Origin of the sequence: Streptomyces sp. NPDC057010, from assembly GCF_042673805.1 — a bacterium.
Taxonomy (GTDB): Bacteria; Actinomycetota; Actinomycetes; order Streptomycetales; family Streptomycetaceae; genus Streptomyces.
The window spans coordinates 36,407-51,715 of sequence record NZ_JBHUSC010000039.1 but is presented as its reverse complement, the minus strand read 5'-3'; the positions used below and the strand labels follow the sequence as shown (position 1 = coordinate 51,715).

Here is a 15,309-nt window from a genome sequence, read left to right as displayed (position 1 = left end):
GGATTTGGAACTGTCCGAGGTATTCGTACATCAGGACTAGGGGATGCCCAGTCGTTCTGCCCTCGGGGGCAGCCGTGAACGTTCGGAGCGAAGTTCGTGCACCAGTACCAGCAGAGCCCGCGGCCTGACCAGCCGTCGCCGTACCAGGACCGTTCGGAGCGGTACCCGCAGGAGCCCCCGTACCAGGAGCAGCAGTACCGGCAGCCCCCGCAGCGCCGGCGCTCCCGCCGCGCGATATGGATCAGCGGGGCGGTCGCCCTCGCGCTCCTGCTCGGCGGCGGCGGGTTCGCGGCCTGGAAGCTCGACTGGTTCTCCGGCAACGGCGAGAAGGTGACCTTCGGCGCGGCCACCCCGCCCCCCGCCGCGGACAAGAAGACCACCCCCAGCGAGGCCCCCAAGCCCTCCGGCGATCCGGACGTGCTCATGCCGACCGGGCCGAAGTCCGACTTCAAGCAGACCACCAAGCTCGACGACGGCACGATCATCGCCAAGACCCGCCTGGCGGGTGCGAAGTCCGGCTTCGAGGGCGACGTATGGGTGTGGGCGCCCAAGGAGTACGACGACCCGAAGTACGCCAAGAGCGGCTTCCCGGTCCTGATCGCGCTCCCCGGCGGCAACGGCTTCCCCGACAACTACTGGGCCGACCGCAGCCTCGGCCTCCAGAAGGCCATCAGCGAGGGCGTCAAGGCGGGCACCAGCCTCCCCTTCATCGTGGTCATGCCGGTCCTCAACCCGGACAACAAGTACTACTACGACGGCGCCGACATACCCGGCCAGCCCAAGATGGGCACCTGGATCGCCGAGGACATCCCGGCCTTCGCCAAGGCCAACTTCCGTACGTACAAGTCCCGCGACGGCTGGGCCTTCATGGGCTCCTCCTCCGGCGCCTTCGTCGGCATGAAGACGCTCCTGCAGTACCCCGACCGGTTCAAGGCCGTGATAGCCAGCGGCGGCGAGATCGTCCCGGACTCCCCGCTCTGGAAGGGCCACCAGGCGGAGATGGACGCGAACAACCCCGAGAAGCTCGCCCAGAAGCTGATCGACACCAAGGGCCCGGAGGTCTACATCAACTTCCAGGTCGGCACCAAGGAGAGCGGGAAGGAGCGGATGACGAAGTTCCAGCAGCAGTTCGGCAAGGGCCCGATCAAGATGACCATCCGCGACATCCAGAACGGCGAGCACAACGGCTGGCACTACGTCCGGGGCATGAAGGAAGGCTCCCTGGAGTGGATCAGCAAGGTGCTCAAGGCCCCCAAGCCCGACACCGCCGGCTGACGCCCGTACGCCCGTAAGCCCCGCACGCCCCGCACGGCGCGTGGCACTCGCCACGTCACCCCCGTCCCAGGCAACCCATCCCCTCGTTCATACCTCTGTAAAGGGTGTAAGGGGGACCGATCGGTCCGACCCGCGCTCCGACCGAGCGCCGGAGAAGGAACGGGACAATTCCGTGCAGCATGACCAGCAAGGCGACGGCAGCCCCACGACCAAGGGCGGCCGTCGCCCCAAGCGCCTGCGCATGACGCTGATCGGCGGTGGGCTCGCGCTCACCCTCGCGGCGGGCGGCGGCGCGGCAGCGTACAAATACGGGCTCTTCTCGGACATAGGGGATCCGGTCTCCTTCGGGAAGGTCCAGGAGAACGCCTCCAAGGCATCCAAGACCTCCGACGTCCGGCCGGGCGTGCTGATGCCCACCGGGCCGAAGGCCGAGTTCGTCCGCACCAGCCGGCTGCCGGACGGCACGCAGATCGCCAAGACCACCCTGACCGGCAAGAAGTCCGGGTTCACGGGCGACGTGTGGGTGTGGGTGCCCAAGGAGTACGACGACCCGAAGTACGCCAAGAGCGCCTTCCCCGTCCTGATCTCCCTGCCCGGCGGCCGCGGCTACCCCACGAACTACTGGGGAACCGGCCCCGGCCTCGGCCTCCAGAAGGCCGTCAGCGACGGGGCGAAGGCCGGCACCAGCCTGCCCTTCATCCTGATCATGCCGGTGCACAACGCCGACACCAAGCACCACTTCGACGCCTCGGACATCCCCGGGCAGCCCAAGATGGGCACCTGGATGGCCGATGACATCCCGGATTTCGCGAAGGCCAATTTCCGGACCTTCACCTCCCGCGACGGGTGGGCCTTCATGGGCTCCTCGGCGGGCGGGTTCGGCGCCTTCAAGCACCTCCTGAAGTACCCCGACCGCTTCAAGGCCGCCATCGCGAGCGGGGTCGACATCGTCCCCGACTCCCCCCTGTGGAACGGGAACACGCAGGCCATGGACGAGAACAACCCCGAGAAGCTCGCCGCGAAGCTGATCGAGGACGGCGGTCCCGACGTCTACATCAACTTCCAGATCGGCACCAGGGAGAGCGGCCGCGAAAAGGCCGAGAAGTTCATGCAGGAGTACGGCAAGGGTCCCGTGCACACCAAGCTGCAGGTGATCCAGGATGGTGAGCACAACGGAAAGTCGTACGTACGCGGAATGCGGGAGGGCGCTCTGGAGTGGATCAGCAAGGTGATGTCGGCGCCGACACCCGACCCCGACGTGCGATGAGCACGGTGGTGAAGGGGGCGTCGGCGGCCGCCGCCGCGGGGATCGCGGCGCTGTGCGCCGTGGCGTTCCTCAAGGCGCCGGGCGAGCGGCCGGTGCACCCCTTCCCCACCGTCGGCGTGCTCATGGCCAACGGGGAGCACTGGTGCACGGCCAGCGTCGTCGACAGCCCCCGGGGCAACGTCGTCGCCACCGCCGCGCACTGCGTGGCCCCCGCCGGGGAGGACGGGCGGCCGGGCGAGGTCGCCCACGACGGCCTGGCCATCGGCGAGCTCGCCTTCGCCCCCGCCTTCTCCGGCGAGGGCTCCGGCAGCCAGCCCCTCGGGGTGTGGAAGGTCAGCTCGATCCACGTGGACGAACGCTGGACGAAGTGGGGCGACGACACCGCCGACTTCGCCTTCCTCACCATCGCGCCCGACTCCGACGGGCGCAGCGTCCAGGAGGCGGCGGGCGGGCGGGCCGAGGCCCCGAAACCGGACTGGACCTCCGGCTACGAGCGGGAGGTGACCGTCGTCGGTTACCCGGAGTCCGAGCACAACCCGCAGAACAAGCCCGTCTCCTGCACGACGCAGACCCGCCACGACGACGACGACCCCGACATGCTCTACATCAGCTGCGCCGGGTTCTGGACCGGGACCAGCGGCAGCCCCTGGATCGCCGACCGGGGCGGGGCCGACCGGGCCGGACGGCTGATCGGGGTGCTGAGCGGCGGGGACACGGACGTGGACTCCACGGCCGCGCTGTTCGACGAGCGCGCGAAGGCCCTCTACGAGCGGGCGGCCCAGGGATAGGGCGCGGCCGGTGGCCGAGGGGCGGCCGGGGGCCAGGGGGTGTGCCCCCGCCTCACTTCTTGCGCTCCGTGCTGACGATCACGCCGACCGCCGCCACGACGATCGCCCCGCCGAGCAGGATCGGCCAGGTCAGGGCCTCGTCGAGGATGAGCGCGCCGAGCGCCACCGCGACGACCGGATTGACGTAGGCGTACGTGGACACCAGCGACAGCGGCGCCGCCTGGAGCAGCCACACGTACGCGGTGAAACCGACGAGCGAGCCGAAGACGACCAGGTAGCCGAGCGCCAGCCAGGAGGCGGTGGAGAAGGACGCCGGGTCCAGGCCACGGTGCTCGCCGCGCAGCAGGCCGACGAGGACGCCGGCGGCCCCGCCCGCCAGCATCTGGTACGCGCTCCCGGCGAACGGATTGCCCGGCAGGTCCAGCTTCGACGCCGAGAACGAGCCCAGCGACCACAGCACCGAGGCCCCCACCACCAGCAGCACCCCCGACAGCCGAACCGCACCGCTGAGCCCCGGGCTGGTCAGCACCGCGAGCCCGGCCAGGCCGACCAGCACCCCGCCCAGGGTGCGCCGCGGCGGCCGGTCCCCGGTGGCCCCGCGCAGCAGCACCACCCACATCGGCACGGCGGCGACCAGCAGTGCGGCGAGGCCGGAGGGCACCGAGGTCTCGGCGAGGACGACCAGGCCGTTGCCGCCGAGGATCAGCAGCAGGCCGACCAGGACCGCCGATCCGACCTGCGCACGGGTGGCCCTGAGTGCGGCCGGGCCGTAGCGCCAGGCGACGACGGCGGCCAGGAGCAGGCCGGCGGTGATGAAGCGGGCGCCGGCGGAGAGGAAGGGCGGCATGGTCTCGACGACGATCCGGATGCCGAGGTAGGTCGAGCCCCAGAGCACGTAGACGAGGGCCAGGGCGGTCCAGACGGCCCCGGTGATCCGGCGGTGCGGGGTGCCGACGGGGGCCTTCCCGGCGGCGGTTGATGTGCGCATGTCCGGATCCTAGGGTCGTTGGCCCATGCAGGCTTCTGGATATCCCCGGTGTCTCAGCCCTTGAGCAGCCCGTTCAGCTCCCCGTACGGGAGGGCGTGCGCGAGGGAGCCGTAGGTGCCGCCGGAGAGCAGTTCCTCGGTGGCGCGGCGCACCACGGCGTACGCGGCTTCGGCCACCCAGGAGCCGAGGCTGACGCGGGCGACGCCGAGGGCGCCGAGCTCGGCGACGGTGGGGGCGCCGGGGCCGACGAGGATGTTGAGCGGGGCGTCGATGCCCTTGGCGAGCTCGGTGATGACGGCCGGGTCGGTGACGCCGGGTACGAAGATGCCGGTGGCGCCGGCGCGGAGGTAGGCGGCGGCGCGGGCGAGGGTCTCGTCGAGGCGGGTGGCGGGGTCGCCGAGGCCGCGGAGGTAGGTGTCGACGCGGGCGTTGATGAACAGCGGGACCCCGGCGGCCGTCGCGGCTGCGCGGGCGGCGGCCACGCGCTCGGCGTGCTCGGCGGGGGTGCGGCTGCCGTCCTCGATGTTGATGCCGACGGCGCCGGCGGCGAGCACGCCCGCGACGGTCTCCCCGACCCCGGCGGGGTCGGCGCCGAAGCCGCCCTCGATGTCGGCGGTGACGGGCACGGAGACGGAGGCGGCCACGCGGGCGACGAGGTCGAGGGCCCGGTCGCGGGCCAGGGCGTCCCCGTCGGGCGACCCGAGCGACCAGGCGACGCCGGCGCTGGTGGTGGCCACGGCGGGCGCCCCGGCGGCCTCGACGAGGCGCGCACTGGCGACGTCCCAGGCGTTGGCGAGGGGGAGGGGGGTGGCGGGGACGTGCAGATCCGCGAACGCGCGGGCCTTTGCGGTGGGGTCAAGGTGGTTGGCCATGGCCCCAGTTCAGCAGACCGGGGGAGCCGGGGCTCGCGGATTTCCGACGTGTACCCCCGCTGCCCGTCCTCGCCCCCGGCGCCTCAATCGCCGGCGGGGCTTGGTTGTGCCTGCCGTGGCCGGCTGCCTGCGGCTTCGGGCAGCGGCCTGCCGGCCGCCCCGGGGCTCCGCCCCGGACCCCGCGCCTCAAACGCCGGCGAGGCTGGATGTGCCCCCGTGCCTCAGTTGCCCGCGGGGGTGCCCCCGTGCCTCAGTTGCCCGCGGGGCTGGTTGTGCCGCCGTGCCTCAAATGCCGGGGGCTGGCGGGGGTGTCTGCGGTTGCAGCGGACTGCCGGGCGTGAGCAAGGCGCGCCAGGCGGGCGGCGTCAGCCGGAATACAGCCCCGCCGGCGTTTGAGGCGCGGGGTCTGGGGCGGAGCCCCAGGGGGTTGGCCGCGCCGGCGTTACGGGGCCAGGCCCGATTTGGTGCCCGCGCCGCAGAGGGGGAGGACGGCGGTGCGGCCCTGCAGGGGGTCGTCGGGGGCGCCGGGGCCCACGGCCGCCCAGCACGCCGCAGCGGTCGGCTCGACGAACAGGCCGCGCCGCGCGAGGTCCCGCTGGGCCTCGCGGAGGCGGCCGTCCGGCACCGTCAGGAACGTGCCCCCGGACTTCCGCACCGCCGCCAGGATCTGGCGCCCCCGCGGCGGCGCCGGGATCGCGATCCCCTCCGCCAGGGTGGGCAGCTGCGGCACCGCCGAGGGCTCCTCCGCGCCCGCCGCGAAGGCGGAGGCCAGCGGCGACACCGCCTCCGCCTGCACGGCGATCAGCGCCGGCGCCCGCACCCCGCGCCGCCCCAGCTCCGCCACCGCCAGCGCCGCCCCCAGCAGCAGCGTGCCGTTGCCCACCGGCACGACCAGCGCCTCCGGCAGTCGACCGCCGAGCTCCTCCCACACCTCGTACACGTACGTCTTCGTCCCGTGCAGGAAGTACGGGTTGAAGACGTGGCTCGCGTAGAACACCCCCGGCTCGTCGGCGGCCCGCCGCGCCGCCTCCGCCGCGGCCTCGCGGCCGCCCGCGACCACCCGTACGACCGCCCCGTGCGCCCGCATCTGCTCGGTCTTCTTCTCCGAGGTGCCCTCGGGCACGAAAACTTCACAATCGAGCCCGGCCCGCGCGCAGTACGCCGCCACCGACGTCCCCGCGTTGCCGCTGCTGTCCGCCACCACCCGCTGCGGAGCCAGCCGCCGGGCCAGTTCTGCGAGCATCACCGCGCCCCGGTCCTTGAAGGACAGCGTCGGCATCAGGAAGTCGAGTTTGGCGTGAACCCGTTCCCCCAGCGGCACCATCGGAGTGTGCCCCTCCGCCAGCGTGACGGAGAACGCCCCCGGCAGCGGCAGCGCGGCCCCGTACCGCCACAGCGAATGGGGCCCCGCGGCCGGATCCAGCGCCGCGGCCGGATCCGGCGTGAAATCGAGGTCCCACGGGCCGCCGCAGACGGGGCAGCACCACGGGGCCGTGCGGGCGTCCGCACGCGTGTCGTCCTCTGGGCAGACATATCCGGGCAGTGCGTGCGTCATGTGCGGAGCGCCTTTGCTCAATCATGGCCGGGGTATGGCACGGATGTTACGCGTCGGCCGTCCTCTTGTGGCAGGCGGCGGCCGTGGGTCAACCTTTCGGAGGCGACAGCCCGTTGGGCCGATTGCTTTGACATGAGCATGCCTATCTCCGCCCTGTTCCTTTCACCCGGCATGCGCGTGAGTGCCCGTCAGGCCCCGCCCCACCCCCCGCAGCGCACCACCTATGAGGAGGACCCCTCACATGTCCGTGATGCGTCACACCCGCCGGAGGATCGCCGGCATCAGCGCGACCGCCGTCGCGGCCCTCGCGCTCGGCGCGGCCGCCGCGCTACCCGCCTCGGCGGCCGACACCGGCGCGCAGGGCGTCATCGAGAACGCCGGCGCCGCCGGAAGCGTCCCCGGCAGCTACATCGTGACCCTGAACGACTCCGCCGCCCGCTCCACCGCCGACAGCGGCAAGGCCGTCGCCAAGCGGTACGGCGCGAAGATCGACCGGACCTACAGCGCCGCCCTCAACGGCTACTCCATCCAGGTCTCCGAGGCGCAGGCCAGGAAGCTCGCCGCCGACCCGGCCGTCAAGTCCGTCGTGCAGAACCGTGTCTTCACCATCGACGCCGCCGACGCCGCCGCCGACGCCACCCAGCCCAACCCGCCGTCCTGGGGCCTGGACCGCATCGACCAGCGCGCGCTCCCGCTGAACCAGAGCTACACCTACCCGGACAAGGCCGGCGAGGGCGTCACCGCCTACATCATCGACACCGGCGTCCGCAAGACCCACCAGGACTTCGGCGGCCGCGCCTCCGACGGCTACGACGCCGTCGACAACGACAACACCGCCCAGGACGGCCACGGCCACGGCACGCACGTCGCCGGCACCGTCGCGGGCGGCTCGTACGGCGTGGCCAAGAAGGCCAAGATCGTCGGCGTGCGCGTGCTCGACAACAACGGCTCCGGTACGACCGCCCAGGTCGTCGCCGGCATCGACTGGGTGACGCGCAACGCCGTCAAGCCGGCCGTCGCCAACATGTCGCTCGGCGGCGGCGCGGACTCCGCGCTCGACACCGCCGTACGCAACTCCATAGCCTCCGGCATCACCTACGGCGTCGCCGCCGGCAACGAGTCCACGGACGCCTCCACCAAGTCCCCGGCGCGCGTCGCCGAGGCCATCACGGTCGGCGCCACCACCAACACCGACGCGAAGGCCAGCTACTCCAACTACGGCTCCATCCTGGACATCTTCGCGCCGGGCTCCTCCATCACCTCCTCGTGGGGTACGGGCGACACCGCCACCAACACGATCTCCGGCACCTCGATGGCCACGCCGCACGTCGTGGGCGCGGCGGCGCTGTACCTGTCGCAGAACCCGTCGAGCACCCCGGCCCAGGTGCGCGACGGCCTGGTGAACGCGGCCACCCCGAACGTCGTGACCGGCCCCGGATCCGGCTCCCCGAACCGGCTGCTCTACGTGGGCGCCGGCGGCACCACCCCGCCCGGGAAGCGCTTCGAGAACACCGCGGACTACGCGATCAACGACAACGCGACCGTCGAATCGCCGGTCACCGTCAGCGGGGTCCCCGGCAACGCGCCGGCGACGCTGAGCGTCGCGGTCGACATCAAGCACACCTACATCGGTGACCTCAAGGTCGACCTGGTCGCGCCCGACGGCACCGTCTACACCCTGCACAACCGGGCCGGCGGCAGCGCGGACAACATCATCAAGACCTTCACGGTGAACGCCTCCGCCGAGGTCGCCAACGGGGTGTGGAAGCTCCGGGTGAACGACAACGCGAACATCGACACCGGAAAGATCGACTCCTGGGCGCTCCAGTTCTGACCCTACGGGTCACGACCGTACGGTTCCGGCCGTACGAGCGCACGGCTGAGCCGCGGTGAACAGGCGGGGGCGACCGACAGGGCGGTCGCCCCCGCTGCGTACTATTCGCGCATTCGTTCGCGCCCCCTGTGATGGAGTCCGCCGCCCCGTGACCACCCCGCCGAGCCCTCCCGCAGGACCGGGCCACTCCTGGCCCCCGCCCTCCCCGCGGTCCCCGTGGGGCCCGCCGCCCGCCCAGGGACAGCTCCCGCCGGTGCTCAACGGCTTCGCGCTCGCCTCGCTCCTCGTCGGTCTGCTGTGCCTGCCGCCGCTGGGCGTCGTCTTCGGGATCGTGGCCCTCGTACAGATCGCGAACAAGCGGCAGCGCGGCAAGGTGCTGGCGATCGTGGGCCTGGCGGTGTCGGTGGTGATGACCGTCGTACTGGTCGTGACCGCGGGACGGGTCGCGTCGGCGCTCGGCGAACGGTTCCACCGGATCGGCGAAGTGACCGAGGCCGAGGGTGAGCTGACGGACATGGAGGACCTGCGCAAGGGGGACTGCTTCAACGTCCCGGGCGGGGACATGATGGACGACCGGCCCCTGACCTACCGGATCGACTGCGCGCAGCCGCACCACGGCGAGGTCACCCACTCAGCGCCGGTGGAACAGGAAGGCGTCCCCGGCTCGCGGGAGGCGAACCGCGGTACGGAGGACGCCTGCTGGCAGGCCCAGGACGCCTACGCGATGGACACCTGGGCGCTGCCCGCCACCGCCGAGATGTTCTACTTCGCGCCCTCCCGCGAGGCCTGGCGCCAGGGGGACCGGCGGCTGCTGTGCGTGATCGCGACGACCGAGGAGGAGCAGCGCGGCAGCCTGCGCCGGGGCGAGGCGGAACTGGCGCCCGCGCAGGTGGAGTTCCTGAAGGCGGCGAACGCGCTCGAATTCCTCCTGAGCCGTTCGCCGGACGAGGACGTCGAGGACGCGCTGGCGGAGCACCAGGCGTGGGCCCGGAAGGTATACGGCGCGCTGGGCGACGAGGCGAAGGTGCTGGAGGGTCACAGGGGCCGGCCCGGCATGGAGGCGGCGGCCGCGGCCGCGCTCAAGGAGATCGACGCGGCGCGCAGGCTCTGGGTGAAGGCCTCGCAGGCGCGGACGGCGGCGGAGTTCGACCGGCAGCGGGAACTGGCCGTGGGTGCGCTGTCGGTGCAGACGGAGAAGTCGCTGCGCGGGGCGTACGGGCTGGCGACCACGGTTCCGGAATGGCTGGAGGACTCTCCGGGCGGGCCGGGCGGGGGTCCCGGCAGCGGGCCCGGACGCGCTCCTTCCACCGAGGCGGCGTGACGTCGTCCCCGTAACGCGCGGTAACGGGTTTGAGTGACCTGGCTTCATCACTTCGGGTGAAACTCTGGCCCTTGCTTGCGGCGTACAACCGTCGGTTGCCAGGGTGTAGCTGTCTGTCAACCTGATGGGAGTGGCCAGTGACTTTCGGTGAGCAGCCGGCCTACCTGCGCGTGGCCGGGGATCTCCGACGGAAGATCGTCGACGGTTCCCTGCCCCCGCACGCCCGGCTCCCTTCGCAGGCCCGCATCCGCGAGGAGTACGGGGTCTCCGACACCGTGGCGCTGGAGGCGCGCAAGGTCCTCATGGCGGAGGGCCTGGTCGAGGGCCGGTCCGGGTCGGGTACGTACGTACGGGAACAGCCGGTACCGCGGCGGGTCGCCCGCTCCGGCTACCGCACGGGCGGCGCGTCCACGCCGTTCCGGCAGGAGCAGGCGGAATCGGGCGTGCGGGGCACGTGGGAGTCGAACAGCGAGCAGCGGTGCGCGCCGGCGGAGATCGCGAAGCGGCTGGGCATCGAGCCGGGGGAACGGGTGATGCGGACCAGGTACGTCTTCCGCGACGCGGGGGAGGCCATGATGCTGTCCACCTCCTGGGAGCCGCTCGCCGTGACCGGCCGGACCCCGGTGATGCTGCCGGAGGAGGGGCCGCTGGGCGGTTCCGGGGTGGTCGACCGGATGGCTGCGATCGACGTCGTCGTGGACAACGTGGTGGAAGAGGTCGGCGCGAGACCGGGCCTGGCGGAGGAACTGGTGCTGCTGGGCGGGGTGCCGGGGCACGTGGTGCTGGTGATCGGCCGCACGTACTTCGCCTCCGGCCGCGCCGTCGAAACCGCCGACGTCGTGGTCCCGGCGGACCGCTACCGCCTGTCGTACCACCTGCCGGTCCGCTGACGGCCCCGCTCCCGGGGCTCCCCCTCCGCGGGCGCGGAGCCCCGGCAGCGGACCGTACCGGTGAGCGGACAAACCAGGGCTGACGGGCCGTCATGACGCGTCGTCATGACGGGCCTGCGTTCCGTCGGGACCGGGCCCGCCGGCACCCACGGGTTCAACCCGGTGGGTTTCGGCGCGATCGTGGTCGCCTCCACCCTCCTGATGCTCGCATTCTCCGGGCTGCCCGGCATCTGCGCCGAGGCCTTCTCGCCTTCATCGCGCGCCCGGACTCGCCCTTCTCCTGTGCCCGTTGACCGCCCGGATGACCAGGGCGAAGTGCCACCGGGCAGGCCCGAACCGCGTGTACGCCCGCGCCCACCGCGCGCCGGTTCTGAACCGGCGCGCACGGCCCGCTCGTACACGTGGCCGGATGCGTACGCCCCCTAGGTACCTCTTTGTGAAAAACCGTATCCGGTGCGTAAAGGTCGGGCGTAAGCTCAGGCATATGCGCAATGCGGTTTCCCGGGCAGGTACGTCGGCGGAGGGTGAAACGCGATGAACGACAGCGGTGCCCTGCTCCCGTGGCTGGTCATACGTCAGGACGACAACGGCAACCGCTACCGGGTGGGCCGGTACGCCACCCGGGCCGAGGCCCAGAAGGTCGTCGACAGCCTCGACGACCGAGGACACAAGCAGCTCTACTGGGTCGAGCGGATCGGTCAGACCGCCACGATGAACTGAGCATCAGCGTTGACATAGGCTCCGCCCATGACGGTACGAGTGGTCGTGGGCGGAGCCCTTTGTCATGAGGGGCGCCTGCTGGCCGCCCGCCGCAGCGCACCCCCGGAACTGGCCGGGCGCTGGGAGCTTCCGGGCGGCAAGGCCGAGCCGGGTGAATCCGTCCCCGACGCGCTGGTGCGCGAACTGCGCGAGGAGCTCGGCGTCGAGACCGAGCCGCTGGAGCGGATCCCGGGGGAGTGGCCGCTGAAGCCCGGCCTCGTGCTGCACGTGTGGACCGCCCGGCTGCTCTCCGGAGTGCCCGCCCCGCTGGAGGACCACGACGAGCTGCGCTGGCTCGGGCCCGAGGACCTGGAGTCGGTGGACTGGCTCGACCAGGACCGGCCCGCCGTCGCCGAGGCCGGGCGCCGGCTGCGCGCAGCCGCCGGGGGCGCGTGACGCTCTCGCTGTAGGCCGTCTGCGCCACAGTGCGCCGGTGCCGGGGGATCGAGTGGTACGACGCCTCGAATATCGGGTATGTCGCTATTAATCCCTATCTCGTCCCCCTTTCGTCACAGACGAACCGGACTGGGGTCGCTGCTGGCCCGGGAAGTGATCGGCGTGATCGACACAGACGGTGAATGCGCCGAGTGGGCCTTCCCCGCCGAGCCCGGTGCCGTCCGCACCGCCCGACACGCCGTCCGCGGCACCCTCCGCGCCTGGGGCCTGGACTCCGTCGGAGATGTGACCGTCCTGCTGGTCAGCGAGCTCGTCACCAACTCCCTGAGGTACGCGTCCGGCCCCATCGGGGTCCGGCTGGAACGGCGGAATCCAGCCGCCGACGGCACACAGGGCGGGCCCGCGCTGCTCGTGGAGGTTTCCGATCCGCTTCCGGATCCGCCCCGTGAACGCGTCGCGAAGCCCAGCGACGAGGGCGGTCGCGGACTGCACCTCGTCGCCGTCTCCTCTCAGCGCTGGGGGACCCGGCACGGGAAGTCGGGCAAGACTGTGTGGTTCGAGTTGGCACTTCCTGGTGAGTAACAAGGGGAAGGGTGGCCGTCCGTCGCACGAGGTGGCTAAAAACTAACGGGACCTTTTTGTGATCGTGAACGCCGTGCCGTCAGGGGCCGTGGTGCTGAATACTGCGGTCATGGCCGGTCCGGTTGCGGTGAGCTGGAGGGGACGGTCGCGTGAGCGAGATACCTGCGCAGGCACATCAGGCCGACGTGCCTCGGGAGACATGGCACGACTCCCTGTGGCACAGCAGTCCGCCTGGCTCGATATATGACTACATAAAGGTCGCATCGTTCTCGATCGGGCCTGACGGGCTCATCGACCAGTGGAGCCTGCGGGCCGAGGAGCTCTTCGGACTGACGGCCGCGCAGGCCGTGGGACGCGATCCGGTCGACGCCTTCATGCCGTCCGAGCTGCGCGCCGACGCCCACCGCAGAGTCGCCGAGATTCTCGACGGCAAGGAGTGGACGGGCCTGATCCCCTTCCGGATCCCGGGCGGGAACGGCGCGCACGGCGTGGCCGAGATCTACGTGATGCCCACCCAGACCGAAACCGCCGAGCGGGCCGCGCTGTGCGTCGTCGTCGACGTACGCGCGCTGCGCCGGATCGAATCCGATCTCGCGGCCTCGCAGGCCATATTCGGCCAATCCCCCTTCGGCTTCCTGCTCTTCGGCACGGACCTCACCGTGCAGCGGGCGAACCGCCGCTTCGCCACCGTCTTCGGCGGAGCCGCCGAGGAGCACCGGGGCCGCACCGTCCACGACTACCTGCCGCCGCACGAGGCCGACCGCATGGCCGAGGCCCTGCGCCGCGTGCTGGAGACCGGGGACTCGGTCACCGACCTGCGGATCACCGGAGCCGCCCCCGGGAGCCGGGAGGACCGCCACTGGTCCATCAACCTCTACCGGGTGCACGGCGGCACCGGCCGCCCCGTCGGCATCGCCGGCATCGGCACCGACGTCACCCGCCGCCACCTCGCCGCCCGCGAGGCCGCCGGGGTCCGCCGCAACCTCGCCCTCCTCAACGCCGCCGGCCACCGCATCGGCAACTCCCTCGACCTGGAGACCACGGCCCGCGAACTCCTCGACGTCACCGTCCCGGGCTTCTGCGACCTGGCCGCCGTCGACCTCTACCAGGGGCTGCTGCTCGGCGACGACGACCGGCCCGCCCGGCCGCAGGGCCCCGGGGTGCCGTCACTGCCCGGACAGGGCCCCGGGCGGGCCCCCTCCGCGCCGCTGCGCAGGGTCGCCTTCGCCTCGGCGGTGTCGGACGCCCCGCTGTCGGGGCCGGGCGCGCCGGTCGCCGTGGGGGACGTCCACCGCTATCCGGCGGCCTCGCCCGGCGCGCTCGCGCTGCGGACGGCGCGGCCGCGGCTGATCGAGGGCGGCGGACCGGAAGGCCTCGTCCAGTCCACGCTGGTCGTGCCGATGGTCGCCCACGACACCGTGGTCGGGCTCGCGCAGTTCTCCCGTACGAAGGGCAGCGAGCCCTTCGGCGAACGCGACCGGGCCGTCGCCGTCGAACTGGTCGCCCGGGCCGCCGTCTGCATCGACAACGCCCGCCTCTACCGGCGCGAGCACGAGCGGGCGCTGATCCTGCAGCGCAGCCTGCTGCCGCCCGGCGACCCCGAGGCCGCCGGCCTGGACATCGCCTGCCGCTACCTGCCGGGGAACGCGGCCACCGAGGTCGGCGGGGACTGGTTCGACGTCATCGAGCTGCCCGGGCACCGCACGGCGCTGGTCGTCGGCGACGTGATGGGGCGCGGACTGCGGGCCGCCGTCGCGATGGGCGAACTGCGCACCGCCGTACGGACCCTGGCGCTGCTGGACCTCGAACCGGCGGAGGTACTGGGCGCGCTGGACGAGATCGCCCGCGGGCTGGGCGCCCCCGGCGGCTCCCAGCAGGCCTCCCGCGCGGCCCTGCACTCGCGGGACGCGGACCGCTCGGAGGTGTACCTCGCCACCTGCGTGTACGCCGTGTACGACCCGGTGACCCGGCGCTGCACGATCGCCAACGCCGGCCACATGCCGCCGGTGCTGGTGGAACCCCCCGACGAGGGCGGCGCGCCCCGGCCGGCGCTGCTGCTGGAGGTGCCGCCCGGGATGCCGCTGGGGGTGGGCGGGGAACCCTTCGAGGAGGTCGAGGTGGAACTGCCGGAGGGCGCGCTCCTCGCCCTGTACACCGACGGGCTGGTCGAATCCCGCGACCACCCCCTGGAGGAGGGCCTGCGCGGGCTGCGGGAGGCCCTCGCCGACCCGGTCCGCCCGCTGGAGGACGTGTGCGACCACGTCCTGAACACCCTGGACACCCGGCACGGGGAGGACGACATCGCGCTGCTGATGGCGCGGGTGCAGGGCCTGCCGGTGGACGCCGTCGGCGACTGGCAGCTGCCACGCGAGGCCCGCTCGGTGGGCCGGGCACGGGAGCTGGCGCGGGCGAAGCTGCCGGCGTGGGGCCTGGAGGGGCTGCTGGACACGACGGAACTCCTGGTCAGCGAGCTCGTCACCAACGCCCTGCGGTACGGGGAGGGCGAGATCCGGCTCCGCCTCCTGCTCGACCGGACCCTCGTCTGCGAGGTGTGGGACGGCAACCTGGTCCAGCCGAGGCGCCGGCGCGCCCGGGACACGGACGAGGGCGGGCGCGGCCTGCAGCTGGTCGGCCTCCTCTCGGCGGGCTGGGGCACGCGCCGCACCCACCGGGGGAAGACGGTCTGGTTCGAGCTCCCGCTCCCGGGCGCGACGGCGGAGGCCGTCTCCGAGCTCTCGGCGGAGCAGCTGCTGAACATGTACGGCTGAGCGCCGCTGCCGGG

Annotated in this window: 13 protein-coding genes; 10 read left to right on the top strand and 3 right to left on the bottom strand. The window is 72.4% G+C overall.

Annotated elements, in window-relative coordinates; genetic code table 11:
- Positions 1-96: 96 nt before the first annotated feature.
- From ACFTXQ_RS26830 to ACFTXQ_RS26820, 3 genes are all read left to right on the top strand, one after another.
- On the top strand, positions 97-1,275 hold the full coding sequence (locus tag ACFTXQ_RS26830; RefSeq protein ID WP_382645017.1) for an alpha/beta hydrolase: 1,179 nt from the start codon (positions 97-99) through the stop codon (positions 1,273-1,275).
- A gap of 172 nt (positions 1,276-1,447) precedes the next feature.
- The gene (locus ACFTXQ_RS26825) at positions 1,448-2,542 is read left to right on the top strand and encodes an alpha/beta hydrolase (protein ID WP_382645016.1); all 1,095 of its coding nucleotides are present in this window, start codon (positions 1,448-1,450) and stop codon (positions 2,540-2,542) included.
- Positions 2,539-3,330, top strand: a complete 792-nt coding sequence (locus ACFTXQ_RS26820) for a trypsin-like serine peptidase (RefSeq protein WP_382645014.1) — start codon at positions 2,539-2,541, stop codon at positions 3,328-3,330. The genes ACFTXQ_RS26825 and ACFTXQ_RS26820 overlap by 4 nt, the downstream gene beginning before the upstream one ends.
- Before the next feature lie 52 nt (positions 3,331-3,382).
- On the opposite strand, the gene ACFTXQ_RS26815 is transcribed toward ACFTXQ_RS26820, so the two are convergent.
- From ACFTXQ_RS26815 to ACFTXQ_RS26805, 3 genes are all read right to left on the bottom strand, one after another.
- Positions 3,383-4,318 carry an EamA family transporter gene (locus tag ACFTXQ_RS26815; RefSeq protein WP_382645012.1) on the bottom strand — a complete coding sequence of 312 codons (936 nt, stop codon included), beginning with the start codon at positions 4,316-4,318 and terminating at the stop codon, positions 3,383-3,385.
- Between the two features lie 53 nt (positions 4,319-4,371).
- The gene (locus ACFTXQ_RS26810) at positions 4,372-5,190 is read right to left on the bottom strand and encodes an isocitrate lyase/phosphoenolpyruvate mutase family protein (protein WP_382645010.1); all 819 of its coding nucleotides are present in this window, start codon (positions 5,188-5,190) and stop codon (positions 4,372-4,374) included.
- A 442-nt stretch (positions 5,191-5,632) separates the two neighbouring features.
- Complete coding sequence (locus ACFTXQ_RS26805; protein ID WP_382645008.1) at positions 5,633-6,745, bottom strand: pyridoxal-phosphate dependent enzyme; 1,113 nt, start codon at positions 6,743-6,745, stop codon at positions 5,633-5,635.
- A gap of 241 nt (positions 6,746-6,986) precedes the next feature.
- On the opposite strand from ACFTXQ_RS26805, the gene ACFTXQ_RS26800 reads away from it, so the two are divergent.
- The 7 genes from ACFTXQ_RS26800 (at position 6,987) to ACFTXQ_RS26770 (ending at position 15,295) form a co-directional block, all read left to right on the top strand.
- Positions 6,987-8,579 (top strand): S8 family peptidase, encoded by a 1,593-nt coding sequence (locus ACFTXQ_RS26800; protein WP_382645006.1) that lies wholly within the window; start codon positions 6,987-6,989, stop codon positions 8,577-8,579.
- 148 nt (positions 8,580-8,727) lie between these two features.
- Positions 8,728-9,900 (top strand): DUF4190 domain-containing protein, encoded by a 1,173-nt coding sequence (locus ACFTXQ_RS26795; protein WP_382645004.1) that lies wholly within the window; start codon positions 8,728-8,730, stop codon positions 9,898-9,900.
- 137 nt (positions 9,901-10,037) lie between these two features.
- Positions 10,038-10,790: a GntR family transcriptional regulator gene (locus tag ACFTXQ_RS26790; RefSeq protein WP_382645002.1), complete on the top strand. Its 753-nt coding sequence runs from the start codon at positions 10,038-10,040 to the stop codon at positions 10,788-10,790.
- Positions 10,791-11,324: 534 nt separating this feature from the next.
- Positions 11,325-11,510: an SPOR domain-containing protein gene (locus tag ACFTXQ_RS26785; protein ID WP_030029543.1), complete on the top strand. Its 186-nt coding sequence runs from the start codon at positions 11,325-11,327 to the stop codon at positions 11,508-11,510.
- Between the two features lie 27 nt (positions 11,511-11,537).
- Positions 11,538-11,945, top strand: coding sequence for a (deoxy)nucleoside triphosphate pyrophosphohydrolase (locus tag ACFTXQ_RS26780; protein ID WP_382645000.1), 408 nt, complete (start codon positions 11,538-11,540; stop codon positions 11,943-11,945).
- A 153-nt stretch (positions 11,946-12,098) separates the two neighbouring features.
- On the top strand, positions 12,099-12,527 hold the full coding sequence (locus ACFTXQ_RS26775) for an ATP-binding protein (protein WP_382644998.1): 429 nt from the start codon (positions 12,099-12,101) through the stop codon (positions 12,525-12,527).
- 158 nt (positions 12,528-12,685) lie between these two features.
- Positions 12,686-15,295 (top strand): SpoIIE family protein phosphatase, encoded by a 2,610-nt coding sequence (locus ACFTXQ_RS26770; RefSeq protein WP_382645048.1) that lies wholly within the window; start codon positions 12,686-12,688, stop codon positions 15,293-15,295.
- Positions 15,296-15,309: the final 14 nt, after the last annotated feature.